Origin of the sequence: Corynebacterium sp. HMSC056F09, assembly GCF_001815785.1 — a bacterium.
GTDB classification, from domain to species: Bacteria; Actinomycetota; Actinomycetes; order Mycobacteriales; family Mycobacteriaceae; genus Corynebacterium; species Corynebacterium hiratae.
Window position 1 is genome coordinate 1 of record NZ_KV821930.1, and the last position, 11659, is coordinate 11659.

The following is an 11659-nucleotide window of genomic DNA, read 5'->3' on the forward strand; positions in this document are numbered from 1 at the left end:
CACACCCCCAACAAACAACAAATCCCCAGGTAGTTCACCGAAACGGTGTGTTACATGGGGACGTCGCCAAGCACTGCTGCCTAGTAGAGCTCTTCCTCCTGAGTGCGCTCGATGGTCGCCCCCAGCGTTTGCAGGTTCTCTACAAAGTTGGGATATCCGCGATCGATGTGGAAAACATCGTGGACGGTAGTCGTCTCATCTGCACAGAGCGCAGAGAGCACCAAACCGGCGCCCGCGCGAATGTCGGAGCTCCAGACATGCGTTGAAGACAACCGCTCCTGGCCGCGGATGACAACATGGTGGCCATCCACCTGAGCGTCGGCGCCGAGGCGCAACATCTCATCGACGAATCGGAAACGGGACTCGAACACGTTCTCCGTAATGATGGAAGTACCTTCCGCAACCGCGGACAGTCCAATAGCGATGGGCTGAAGATCCGTTGGAAAGCCTGGGTAAGGCAGCGTTTGGTAGTCCACGGCGGTGGGGCGCCCATCCATACGCACGCGGAAGCCGTTGACATAGTCCTCAATATCGGCACCGGCCGACTTGAGCTTTTCCAAAGGCAGGTGCAGGTGCTTGGGAGCGATGCCGCCCACCGTAATATCTCCGCGCGTCATGACTGCGGCATAGGCCCACGTCCCGGCCACGATGCGGTCACCGATGACCTCGTGTTCCGTCGGCTGAAGCTTGTCCACACCGCGAATCGTGATGGTGGACGTACCTTCACCAGTGATGTCAGCACCCATTTCCTTAAGCATCAGGCACAGATCGACGATTTCCGGTTCGCGGGCGGCGTTGTGGAGCTGAGTTTCGCCGTCGGCAAGCACGGCAGCGGTAAGAATATTCTCTGTGGCGCCCACAGAGGGGAAATCGAGCTTGATGCTTGCGCCGTGCAGGTGGTCAACCTCCGCTACGACGGCACCGTGCTCAATACGCGTGCTCGCACCCATTTTTTCGAGTCCGGACTGGTGCATGTCCAAGGGGCGGGAGCCAATGGCATCTCCACCCGGCAAAGCCACCTTGGCGTGACCGCACCGCGCCGTCAGCGGACCTAGCACGCACACGGACGCGCGGAACTGCCGCACGGCGTCGAAGTCCGCGTTGGAGTGCAGCTCGGCCGGAGTGGTGATGCGCACTGTGTGGCCATCGATCTCCACTGAGCACCCGAGACCTTCGAGGACCTTGCGCATCAGGGGAACATCAAGAATTTCAGGACAGTTGGTCAGCGTGGTCGTGCCCTCCGCCAACAGTGCCGCAGCCATCAGCTTCAGCACACTGTTTTTGGCACCGTCCACCTTGACGGTGCCCTGCAGGCGCGCCCCACCGGAGACAATAAATTGGTCTTTCACGCCCACCCAACTTACCTACAATCAGGGCAGCGCGCCGATACGACGGGCCGCATTGACCGCTTCATAGCGGGTGTGGGCCCCCAGTTTGCGCATGACAGAACGCAGATAAGACTTCACCGTTTCGGCTCCGATGCCCATTTCCTCTGCCGCCTCAACGTTGGTGTGCCCCAACGCCACGCAAGACAAAACATCGAGCTCGCGCGCAGACAACTTGGTGGTCTGCTTCACGCGCACCGGGGAGACCATCTGGTCGCAGAGGGCTTCCAATTCCTTGCGGAGGTCCTCATCGTTGACGCGGTTAGCCAGCATCCGCAGCTTGGAGTGCGTCGAGCGCACCTGCTCCCATTCGGCGCCGTTCATCACGTGCCCGCGAGCGGCGCCGCCCTTGCCCCCATCGGCGCGGCGCAGTGCGGAATTAACCGCTAAATCCTGCTCGAGGCAGCGGGCGGTCATGGTGACCTCCTCGATGACCTTGTCACCCAAGCGGACCGGCGAATGAACACCAACATAAAGAACGCCGCGGATCTCACGCTGCACAGTCACCGGCACCGCCACGATGGAGTGCAGTCCCTCATCCTGGATGTAACGGTCGTTCTCGTGGCTGATCGTCGTGGCGCGGGTGTAATCGGATACACCTACAGCGCGGCGAGTGCTGACAACGCGCCCGCCGACGCCCACATTCGCGTCAATCACCAAGTTCTGCAAGGCCGGGGTGCGCAGACCTACCCAGTGGGTAATCTGCAAACGATTATCCGGCAGCAAGGTTCCGTACATCGTAACGGGAATTCCCGTTGCGGTCTTCAGCGACGATAGCGCTGCGCGTACGGCTTCGTCATCATCCTTGAGTCGGTGCGGCTCCATGAGGCTCTCTCTTACTCGGGGGTAACCAGCAGGTGCACCCACATTCCCCGCCTGAAACGGGGGTAGGTGAACACTATTTGCGAAGTATAACCGTCCGACGGGGGTAATTCTAAATCGCACCGCGCCCTACTCCGTCACCCCAAATCCCACATACCATGCCCGAATGCTCTGTTCAGAATTTATATACTACTTTGTCTAGTAGCGGGGTGTAAGGTGTCTGCTGTACATCGGAAGTTATTTACAAGGAGTCCACATCGTGGCTGTATACGACAACATTCTAGAAACCATCGGCGGAACCCCGCTGGTCCGCCTCAACCGTTTGACCGAGGGCCTCGGCGCCGAGGTGCTCGTGAAGGTTGAGTCCTTCAACCCCGCAAATTCCGTCAAGGACCGCATCGCCAAGGCGATTGTCGACACCGCCGTAGAAGCCGGCGAGCTGAAGCCGGGCGGCACCATCGTTGAAGCCACCTCCGGCAACACCGGTATTGGCTTGGCGCTTGTCGGCGCAGCCCAGGGTTACAAGGTCATCCTGACCATGCCGGAGACCATGTCTAACGAGCGCAAGGTGCTGCTGCGCGCTTATGGCGCTGAGATCGTGTTGACCCCGGGCGCTGCCGGAATGAAGGGTGCCGTAGAGAAGGCCAACGAAATTATTGCCGAAACCCCCAACGCGATCCTGGCTTCCCAGTTCGCTAATGAAGCAAACCCGAAGATCCACGAGGCAACCACCGGCCCCGAGATCTGGGAGGACGCCGAGGGCAAGGTTGATGCTTTCGTAGCCGGCGTCGGCACCGGCGGCACCGTCACCGGCGTTGGTCGCTACCTGCGCTCCCAGAACCCGGATACCTACTTGGTAGCTGTAGAGCCCTCCGACTCCCCCGTCCTGTCCGAGGGCAAGGCAGGCCCGCACAAGATCCAGGGCATCGGCGCTAACTTCGTCCCGGAGGTTCTGGACCGCGAGATCCTCAACGAGGTTCTCACCGCCACCACCGAGGAATCTGTCTCCACTGCCCGCAAGCTGGCCACCGAGGAGGGCCTGCTCGTCGGCATTTCCTCCGGTGCCAACGTCTCCGCTGCTCTCAAGCTGGCTGCACGCGAAGAGTTCAAGGGCAAGACCATCGTGGTTGTCGCCCCGGACTTTGGTGAGCGTTATGTCTCCACCATCCTCTTCGAGGACATCCGCGAGGCTTAGAGTTCCCAGCGTGGCTTTCCGCGGGGCGTCGCAAAGCGCACTGCGGTGAGCACCCCGAATAAAAGCGCCCTCTGTGCTAGGGGGCGCTTTTTCTTTCTAGATAGGATGGTTTGCATGCACATCTTGAAGATGATTCGTGAAGACCTCGCCAACGCGCGCGAGCATGATCCGGCCGCGCGCGGCGACGTCGAGAACGCCGTGGTCTACTCCGGCCTCCACGCTATTTGGGCGCACCGCATTGCCCACCGCATGTGGAAGCGTGGCTGGCGCGGGCCGGCACGCATCTTGGCCCAGGTGAACCGCTTCTTCACCGGAATTGAGATCCACCCCGGCGCCACAATTGGTCGGCGCTTCTTCATTGACCACGGAATGGGAATCGTCATTGGTGAGACTGCCGAGATCGGCGATGGCGTTATGCTTTACCACGGTGTCACGCTCGGCGGCCAGGTTCTCACGCAGACAAAGCGCCACCCAACGATCGGGGACAACGTGACCATCGGCGCCGGCGCCAAGGTGCTGGGCCCCATCACTATCGGTGAGGGCTCCGCAGTGGGCGCCAATGCGGTGGTGACGAAGGATGTACCCCCTCATCACACCGCTACGGGTATTCCCGCTAAGAACCGTCCTCGCAAGAAGGATGAGCGCATCAAGCTGGTGGACCCAGACTTCTACATCTAAGGGCGGCCGACTCCGTATTTAGAGGTTGCCCTCACGGTTAGTCAGACGCTGGTATTCAGGGTTCTTCTCAATAAACCGCGCCACGGCGCTGCACGTTGGGATGACTTGGCGGGCTATCGTCGAGTCATCATCCAACGCCGCCTTGATCAGAGGCTTGGACAGGCCTTGGCCTTGAAAAGACTCAAAAATTTCCGTGTGCGTAAATTCGCGCGTGGTGGCGGAGTCACTGTATTCAGCGAAGCCTGCTTCCTCGCCATCGACGGTGATGACGAAGCGGGATCGATCGGTTTGGTGCGCAACTGAAGTAGTCATGGTGCCCCATTAAACCAAAAAGCAGCAGACCACTAGAGCAACTCCGGGGGAACAAGGAAACAAAAGAGCCCCCTCCAGTACTGGAGGGGGCTTTCTTGTGGCCAGAGCCAGGATCGAACTGGCGACCCCACACTTTTCAGGCGTGTGCTCTACCGACTGAGCTATCTGGCCAGAAGCCACAAGGACTTCGGCGACCCTGACGGGACTTGAACCCGCGACCTCCGCCGTGACAGGGCGGCGCGCTAACCAACTGCGCCACAGGGCCATTTTCAATTATCTCTTGTGCGCTGGGCACGAATAAGTACTCTACACAAAGCTTGAGAAACACACCAAATCAGCATGTCATCTACGGTTTTTAGGAGTAAAGAAGTATCGTCCACGTGACTGCCACACAGCACCTAGACCTATCGGTCCCGACCCCGCCTTGAGTGGGCTATGACAAGCAAAACAATTCAAGCCTCGAAGCGTGTTTCTACAAACACCGCTCCGAGGCTTGGTATGGCGACCCTGACGGGACTTGAACCCGCGACCTCCGCCGTGACAGGGCGGCGCGCTAACCAACTGCGCCACAGGGCCATACATATTGACTTATGTACCAACACGTTAGTGTTGGTACCCCCAACGGGATTCGAACCCGTGCCGCCGCCGTGAAAGGGCGGTGTCCTAGGCCGCTAGACGATGGGGGCCCGTTGCCTTGAGGCAACTTTGTAAAAATATACTGGAGACATCCCTACTTAACCAAATCGCCCCGGCAGAAAGGCGGAAAACCATGGCTGACCAGCGCGATACTTGCTCCTGCCACGAGCCCGGCGTTCACGGCTACAACTCCGATAGCGAGCAAAAGGCAAAATACTTAGCGCGTCTCAAGCGCATCGAGGGCCAAACCAGAGGCATCCACCGCATGATTGCGGAAGACCAATATTGCATCGACATCATCACGCAGATCTCCGCGGTCACCTCAGCGCTCGAGAACGTCTCCCTAGCGCTGCTAGAAGACCACATAGAGCACTGCGTGGCAGGAGCCGCCGCCGAGGACGGGCAAGTAGCCACAGAGAAGCTAGAGGAGGCCATGCGGGCCATCCGGAAGCTCGTGAAGAGCTAGAGGAGCAAAGCCTGCTGAGTGGGCCACCCTACAACGCAAAAGAGCCGCCCGAAGGCGGCTCTTTCTGTGGGCCCTGCGGGGCTCGAACCCGCGACCTGCGGATTAAAAGTCCGTAGCTCTACCAACTGAGCTAAAGGCCCAACGCCCATCCATCTTAGTAGGTGACACTAAGGAAAAGGAAATGGCCCTCACCTCCAGCGGTAAGGGCCACGACCGAGCGGCATGAGCGATTAACCGCGCATGTCACCCTTCTCCATGAAGTTCACCTGGAAGTCAAAGGCGGTCTTCAGATCGTGCGGGGTGTGCTGGAACTTATTAGCCTTGGCACGCTCGTAGTATTCCTCAAGCAGCGGGCGGTAGTCCGGGTGCGCCACGGCGATAACCTTCTCCACGCGCTCCTTCGGAGCGAGACCACGCAGGTCCGCCACACCGTACTCGGTGATGATGACCATGGTGTCGTGCTCGGTGTGGTCGGTGTGGGACACGAACGGCACGATGGCGGAGATTGCGCCATCCTTGGCCACCGACGGGGAGACGAAGGTGGAGATGTAAGCATTACGGGTGAAGTCACCGGAGCCACCGGTACCGTTCATGATGCGGGAACCGGAGACGTTGGTGGAGTTGATGTTGCCGTAAATGTCGCCCTCAATCATGCCGTTGGAGGAGATCAAGCCAACGCGGCGAATAACCTCCGGGTGGTTGGACACCTGCTGTGGGCGCAGGATGATGTGCTTGGCGTAGCGCTCAGCCTCAGCGTTCATCTTGTCCGCGTACTCCGGGGACAGAGCGAAGGAGGTAGCGGAGGCGACGGTCATCTTGCCGGCGTCGATCAAATCGAGCATGCCGTCCTGGATAACCTCGGTGTACGCCTGAATGTTTTCAAACTTGGAGTCCAGCAGGCCGGCCATCACAGCGTTCGGGACGTTGCCCACACCGGACTGCATGATGAACTTGTCGTACTCAAGGCGGCCAGCAGCGACCTCGCCCTCGAGGAACTCGATGAAGTTCGCAGCAATCTTCTCGGAGACCTCATCCGGAGCCTTGAACGGTGCGTTGCGGTCCGGAGCGTCGGTCTTGACCACTGCCACGACCTTCTCTTCTGGGATCTCAATGTAGGTGGTGCCAACACGGTCGGCCGGCTTGGTGATCGGAATGGGCTGACGGTTCGGCAGCTTCTCAATCCGGTAGATATCGTGCATGCCCTCAAGGTTGAGGGACTGCCACTCATTCACCTCGATGATGATCTTGTCGGCGGCCTCAATGTATTCGAGGTTGTTGCCCACGGCCGAGGACGGAACGATGTTTCCGTTCTCGTCGATACGCACGGCCTCAATAATGGCTACCTGGAAGTCACCGTAGAAGCCCTCCTCTACCTGCTGACCGGAGTGCGAAAGGTGGATGTCCTGGTACAGCGCGGAGCCGTCGTTGAAGCGTCCACGCAGAACTGGGTCGGAATTGTACGGGGAGCGGAAGCGGATGGCGTTAGCCTCAGCCAGCACGCCGTCGCAGTCCGGGGCAGTCGAAGCGCCAGAGAAGACGTCAATCTTGAACTCTTCACCCGCCTCGTGCGCTGCCTTTGCCTTTTCCGCGATGGCGGTAGGCAGGGCCTTGGGGTAGCCAGCACCAGTAAAGCCGGAGATTCCCACACGGTCACCGTGATTGACAAACTTAGCTGCCTCGTCAGCGCTCATAACGAGCTTCTCAAACGGCGCGTATGCAATTCTCTCAGACATGAGTCCTCCTTTTATGTGCAGAAAAGACCTAGGTTACGGTCCTTTCCTATTAGTTACATGCACCACACTAGCGAATCGGTGGCGAATTTACCGCACTCTGCCCCAAACCGTGTGCACCCCTCACTTTTTTCATCAGAATTTGCCACCCTAGGCTTGTTCCGCGCACAATTGGCGGCGTGACTCTTGCTATCGGAAACATCCAGCTCAACTCCCCCGTTGTCCTCGCCCCTATGGCGGGCGTGACCAACGTGGCCTTTCGCGTGCTGTGCCGCGAGCAAGAGATAGCGAAGACCGGAACCGTCTCCGGCCTCTACGTGTGTGAAATGGTCACCGCACGCGCCCTCGTTGAGCGCAACCCAAAGACCTTGCACATGACCACGTTTGACCCCCAAGAACAGCCGCGTTCACTGCAGCTGTACACCGTCGATCCGGAGTACACGTACAAGGCGGCCAAAATGATCGTGGACGAGAACCTCGCAGACCACATCGACATGAACTTCGGCTGCCCGGTTCCCAAGGTCACGCGCCGCGGCGGTGGTTCTGCCCTGCCCTATAAGCGCCGTTTGTTTGGCAACATTGTCGCTGCGGCCGTCAAAGCCACGGAGGGCACGGACATTCCAGTCACCGTCAAGATGCGCGTCGGCATCGATGACGAGCACAAAACGCACCTCGACGCCGGCCGGATCGCCGTTGCTGAGGGTGCCGCGGCCGTCGCTCTCCATGGTCGCACGGCGGCGCAACGCTACTCCGGCCACGCCGACTGGGGTGAGATTGCCCGCCTCAAGGAACACCTAGCGGATACTGGCATTCCCGTCTTGGGTAACGGCGATATCTTCAAGGCAACCGATGCGCACGACATGATGGAGCAAACGGGATGTGACGGCGTCGTCGTAGGCCGCGGCTGTTTGGGCCGCCCCTGGCTCTTCGCGGAGCTCTCCGCCCACCTGCGGGGTGAGCCGGTGCCGCCGGAGCCCACTTTGGGGGAAGTCACGCAGATTATGATTCGCCACGCCGAACTGCTGACACAGCACGAAGGCGAGCGCCAGGCCAGCCGCGATATTCGCAAGCACATTGGGTGGTACCTCCGAGGCTTTCCGGTGGGCGGCCAGGTACGCGCGGGGCTTTCTCGCGTCAATTCCTTGGAGGATCTGCGCGAGCTATTGGCGCCGTGGACCGACTCGCCCGCGCTTGCCGACGACGCCGATGGCGCCCGCGGCCGCCAGGGTTCACCCGCCAAGGTGGTCCTGCCCGAAGGGTGGCTCGATGATCCGGAGGATGCCACGGTTCCGGAAGGCGCGGAGATCATGCACTCCGGAGGCTAGGGGCAGAACCTGCCTTGATCGTGTTGCCCGACAGGCACTAGACCAATAGTTGGGCTAAAGTACGTGGCATGCGCGCAGCTTACCGTGAACAGTTGGATAACTTTGCCCATGATCTGATCATCATGAGCACGACCGTCCATAGGTTGATGACTCTTGCCTCCCAGGCATTAATCGAGGCTTCCCTGCAACCAGCTGAGGAGGCCGTGTCGCTGCGCGATGAACTGGATGAGGTCCGCACGCGCTGTGAAGACCGTGCGGTGTCCCTTCTGGCCTTGGAGAACCCCATGGCCAAGGACTTACGCCAAGTGATCTCCTCCATCTATATTGTGGAAGATTTCTACCGCATGGGCCGCCTATCCCAGCACATTGCAACGAGCGCGCGTCGCCGCCACCCAGAGCCGGTTGTACCGGCAGAAATCATGGGCTATTTCGAGGAGTACACCCGCCTCGTCCTCGACATGTCTGCAGGGCTCAAAGACATCCTCATCACCCGCGATCCGGAGCTCGCGCTGCGCCTGACCGAAGATGACGATGCCGTGGATGACATCAACCATCACCTGCTGCGCATGCTGACCCAGCGGGAGTGGAAGGGAACGGTGCGCCAAGCCGTGGAGACTTCGCAGCTGTCACGCTACTACGAGCGATTCGCAGATCATTGTGCCGCCGCTGCCGGGCGCATCATCTACCTGGCCACGGGCTTGGACCCGGATCGCTATATGCGCAAGCGCGACCAGGAGCAGCGCGACGCCGAGATGGAAGCCCGCATGGCGGAGCTCGAGCGCCAATTCCGCAACTAGGCAGGCGTGTGGGCGTGGGTGATCCACCCGGCTCGATCCGAAGCACAAGAAAGCCGGCGCCTCTCCTAGACCTTAAACAGGTGAGAGAGGGCGCCGGCTTTGGGCACTAGTGGCATTTAGCCGAAGCGGCCAGAGATGTAATCCTCGGTGTCCTTCTTGGACGGGTTTTCGAAGATCTTGGTGGTGTCATCGAACTCGACGAGGTGGCCCGGCTTGCCGGTGGCCTCTAGAGAGAAGAAACCAGTCTTATCGGACACGCGGGCTGCCTGCTGCATGTTGTGGGTCACGATAACGATGGTGAAGTTTTCCTTCAGCTCGTGGATGAGGTCCTCAACAGCCAGGGTAGAAATCGGGTCCAGCGCCGAGCACGGCTCATCCATGAGGAGAACCTCCGGCTCCACGGCAATCGCACGGGCGATGCACAGGCGCTGCTGCTGACCACCAGACAAGCCGCCGCCCGGCTTATCCAGGCGGTCCTTCACCTCGTCCCAGAGGTTAGCGCCGCGCAGGGACTTCTCGGCGACTTCCTTGAGCTTCTTCTTGTTCTTCTCACCGGACAGCTTCAGGCCGGCGACAACGTTGTCCTCGATGGACATGGTCGGGAACGGGTTGGCCTTCTGGAATACCATGCCGATGGTGTTGCGGACGGACACCGGGTCAACCTTGGAGCCGTAGATGTTCTGTCCATCCAAGAGGATCTCACCCTTGACGTAGGCACCGGGGATGACCTCGTGCATACGGTTCAGGGTGCGCAGAACGGTGGACTTACCGCAGCCGGAGGGGCCGATGAAGGCGGTGACGGCCTTCGCCGGAATTTGCATGTTGACATTCTGTACGGCGTGGAAGTCACCGTAGTAGATGTTCACGTCGTTGAGCTCAAGCTTGGACATGAGTAGTGCTCCTATTGGGGGTAGGTGGAAAGTGAATACGGTTACTTCTTGACGGAGAATTTCGCCGAAACGACGCGCGCGCCGATATTGAGAATCGCGATGAGGACAACCAACGTGAGGGCGGCGCCCCACAGCTTGTCCAAGACAGCCGGATCAGCACCGGACTTGTACATATCCAGCATCATCAGCGGCAGCGAGGACTGCGCGCCCTTGAGCGCATCCCAGTTGATGGAGGACGTAGAGCCCACCAACACCAGCACCGGCGCGGACTCACCCATGATGCGGGCCACGGCGAGCATGATGCCGGTGACGATGCCGGAAAGAGCGGTCGGCAGAACAATGCGGGCGATGGTCTTCCACTTCGGTACACCTAGGGCATAGGAAGCCTCACGCAGATCCATGGGGACCACACGGAGCATCTCCTCAGTATTGCGAACCACAATTGGAATCATCAGGAGTACCAAGGACAGCGCCACGGCCATACCGGAGCGCTTGAAGCCGAACAGCGTAATCCACATGGCGAAGATGAACAGTGCGGCCACGATGGAGGGCACACCGGACAGAATGTCCACCATGAAGGTGGTGAGGCGGCTCAGGGGGCCACCGCGGGAGTACTCCACAAGGTAAATCGCGGTAAAAATACCAATCGGAACCGAAATAACGGTCGCGATGATGGTCTGAACGAACGTACCGATGATGGCGTGCAGTGCACCACCGCCGGCTTCAGTATCCAAGATGCCGCGCTGGGATTCGGTCCACCACTCGGGGCTCAGGACAGCCCCGGAACCGCGAACAATGAGCTCGAAGAGGACCCACAGCAGCGGAATCATGGCGATGATCATCGTCGCCCACACGAGAGCGGTGGCGATGTTGTTGGTGGTCTTACGGCTCGAGGAAATATCCAGGAAGGTCGGGCCGGAAGAAGCCGGGACAGAGTTAGAGGTTGTAGTCGTAGTCATCTCTGTTCCCTCCTTACTTGCTCTTCACGATGGAACGGGCAATTGCGTTGACCACGAAGGTCAGAAGGAACAGCATGAGGCCTGCAGCGATGTAGGCGCCGGCACGCATCTCATTACCGAACTCCGCGGCCGCCAAGGCGATGGCGGTGGCGAAGGTGGTACCGCCATCGAACAGCGAGAAGCGGAAGTCGACCAACGGGGAGACAACCATGTACAGCGCCATGGTCTCACCCAGCGCGCGGCCCAGGCCCAGCATCGAGCCGGCAATATAGCCGGACATACCGAAGGGAAGGACCGTCATGCGAATAACTTCCCAGCGGGTGGCGCCGAGTGCCAAGGCAGACTCGATCTGGCCCGGAGGGGTCTGCACGAAGACCTCGCGGGCGGTAGCGGCGATAATCGGCAGGATCATCACTGCCAGCACGATGCCACCGGTGAGGACGTTGCGGCCCGTCGCAAAGTGC

General features: G+C 59.8%; 12 protein-coding genes and 5 tRNA genes. 5 read left to right on the forward strand and 12 right to left on the reverse strand.

Annotation, left to right across the window (positions count from 1 at the left end):
* Positions 1-80 precede the first annotated feature (80 nt).
* Together murA and ramA are read right to left on the reverse strand one after the other, a co-directional pair.
* The gene (gene murA / locus HMPREF3056_RS05925) at positions 81-1349 is read right to left on the reverse strand and encodes a UDP-N-acetylglucosamine 1-carboxyvinyltransferase (protein ID WP_046649321.1); all 1269 of its coding nucleotides are present in this window, start codon (positions 1347-1349) and stop codon (positions 81-83) included.
* 21 nt (positions 1350-1370) lie between these two features.
* Positions 1371-2210 (reverse strand): acetate metabolism transcriptional regulator RamA, encoded by an 840-nt coding sequence (gene ramA, locus HMPREF3056_RS05930; protein WP_046649294.1) that lies wholly within the window; start codon positions 2208-2210, stop codon positions 1371-1373.
* Between the two features lie 253 nt (positions 2211-2463).
* On the opposite strand from ramA, the gene cysK reads away from it, so the two are divergent.
* Together cysK and epsC are read left to right on the forward strand one after the other, a co-directional pair.
* Positions 2464-3402, forward strand: coding sequence for a cysteine synthase A (gene cysK, locus HMPREF3056_RS05935; RefSeq protein ID WP_175973585.1), 939 nt, complete (start codon positions 2464-2466; stop codon positions 3400-3402).
* 114 nt (positions 3403-3516) lie between these two features.
* On the forward strand, positions 3517-4080 hold the full coding sequence (gene epsC / locus HMPREF3056_RS05940) for a serine O-acetyltransferase EpsC (protein ID WP_118779504.1): 564 nt from the start codon (positions 3517-3519) through the stop codon (positions 4078-4080).
* Between the two features lie 18 nt (positions 4081-4098).
* Here epsC and HMPREF3056_RS05945 read toward each other — a convergent pair whose 3' ends face one another.
* The 5 genes from HMPREF3056_RS05945 to HMPREF3056_RS05965 all read right to left on the reverse strand — a co-directional run bounded on the left by HMPREF3056_RS05945 (position 4099) and on the right by HMPREF3056_RS05965 (position 5078).
* On the reverse strand, positions 4099-4392 hold the full coding sequence (locus tag HMPREF3056_RS05945) for a GNAT family N-acetyltransferase (RefSeq protein ID WP_049157635.1): 294 nt from the start codon (positions 4390-4392) through the stop codon (positions 4099-4101).
* Between the two features lie 98 nt (positions 4393-4490).
* Positions 4491-4563: transfer RNA gene (locus tag HMPREF3056_RS05950), tRNA-Phe, on the reverse strand.
* A 20-nt stretch (positions 4564-4583) separates the two neighbouring features.
* Positions 4584-4657, reverse strand: a tRNA-Asp gene (locus tag HMPREF3056_RS05955).
* A gap of 234 nt (positions 4658-4891) precedes the next feature.
* Positions 4892-4968 (reverse strand) — tRNA-Asp (locus HMPREF3056_RS05960).
* Between the two features lie 34 nt (positions 4969-5002).
* A tRNA-Glu gene (locus HMPREF3056_RS05965) sits at positions 5003-5078 on the reverse strand.
* A gap of 83 nt (positions 5079-5161) precedes the next feature.
* On the opposite strand from HMPREF3056_RS05965, the gene HMPREF3056_RS05970 reads away from it, so the two are divergent.
* Entirely contained in the window at positions 5162-5494 is a 333-nt protein-coding gene (locus HMPREF3056_RS05970) for a metal-sensitive transcriptional regulator (protein ID WP_046649297.1), read from the forward strand.
* Positions 5495-5561: 67 nt separating this feature from the next.
* Here the strand turns inward: HMPREF3056_RS05970 and HMPREF3056_RS05975 are convergent.
* Positions 5562-5634, reverse strand: a tRNA-Lys gene (locus HMPREF3056_RS05975).
* A gap of 90 nt (positions 5635-5724) precedes the next feature.
* The gene (locus HMPREF3056_RS05980) at positions 5725-7227 is read right to left on the reverse strand and encodes an acetyl-CoA hydrolase/transferase family protein (RefSeq protein ID WP_046649298.1); all 1503 of its coding nucleotides are present in this window, start codon (positions 7225-7227) and stop codon (positions 5725-5727) included.
* Between the two features lie 176 nt (positions 7228-7403).
* On the opposite strand from HMPREF3056_RS05980, the gene dusB reads away from it, so the two are divergent.
* Together dusB and phoU are read left to right on the forward strand one after the other, a co-directional pair.
* Complete coding sequence (dusB, locus tag HMPREF3056_RS05985) at positions 7404-8549, forward strand: tRNA dihydrouridine synthase DusB (RefSeq protein ID WP_070754343.1); 1146 nt, start codon at positions 7404-7406, stop codon at positions 8547-8549.
* Positions 8550-8617: 68 nt separating this feature from the next.
* Positions 8618-9346 carry a phosphate signaling complex protein PhoU gene (gene phoU, locus HMPREF3056_RS05990; protein WP_049157153.1) on the forward strand — a complete coding sequence of 243 codons (729 nt, stop codon included), beginning with the start codon at positions 8618-8620 and terminating at the stop codon, positions 9344-9346.
* 116 nt (positions 9347-9462) lie between these two features.
* Here the strand turns inward: phoU and pstB are convergent, their stop codons facing one another.
* The 3 genes from pstB to HMPREF3056_RS06005 all read right to left on the reverse strand — a co-directional run.
* Positions 9463-10236 carry a phosphate ABC transporter ATP-binding protein PstB gene (gene pstB / locus HMPREF3056_RS05995; protein ID WP_046649300.1) on the reverse strand — a complete coding sequence of 258 codons (774 nt, stop codon included), beginning with the start codon at positions 10234-10236 and terminating at the stop codon, positions 9463-9465.
* Positions 10237-10277: 41 nt separating this feature from the next.
* A complete protein-coding gene (gene pstA / locus HMPREF3056_RS06000) occupies positions 10278-11195 on the reverse strand; it encodes a phosphate ABC transporter permease PstA (RefSeq protein WP_049157154.1) in 918 nt (305 codons plus the stop codon).
* A gap of 13 nt (positions 11196-11208) precedes the next feature.
* The coding region (locus tag HMPREF3056_RS06005; protein WP_141759850.1) for a PstC family ABC transporter permease at positions 11209-11659 on the reverse strand (451 nt) is incomplete at its 5' end.

Bases quoted from the DNA above. Each gene is read 5' to 3' on its own strand.
- ramA (WP_046649294.1), bottom strand. From the start codon at position 2,210: ATGGAGCCGCACCGACTCAAGGATGATGACGAAGCCGTACGCGCAGCG.
- epsC (WP_118779504.1), top strand. From the start codon at position 3,517: ATGCACATCTTGAAGATGATTCGTGAAGACCTCGCCAACGCGCGCGAG.
- HMPREF3056_RS05945 (WP_049157635.1), bottom strand. From the start codon at position 4,392: ATGACTACTTCAGTTGCGCACCAAACCGATCGATCCCGCTTCGTCATC.
- HMPREF3056_RS05970 (WP_046649297.1), top strand. From the start codon at position 5,162: ATGGCTGACCAGCGCGATACTTGCTCCTGCCACGAGCCCGGCGTTCAC.
- HMPREF3056_RS05980 (WP_046649298.1), bottom strand. From the start codon at position 7,227: ATGTCTGAGAGAATTGCATACGCGCCGTTTGAGAAGCTCGTTATGAGC.
- phoU (WP_049157153.1), top strand. From the start codon at position 8,618: ATGCGCGCAGCTTACCGTGAACAGTTGGATAACTTTGCCCATGATCTG.
- pstB (WP_046649300.1), bottom strand. From the start codon at position 10,236: ATGTCCAAGCTTGAGCTCAACGACGTGAACATCTACTACGGTGACTTC.
- pstA (WP_049157154.1), bottom strand. From the start codon at position 11,195: ATGACTACGACTACAACCTCTAACTCTGTCCCGGCTTCTTCCGGCCCG.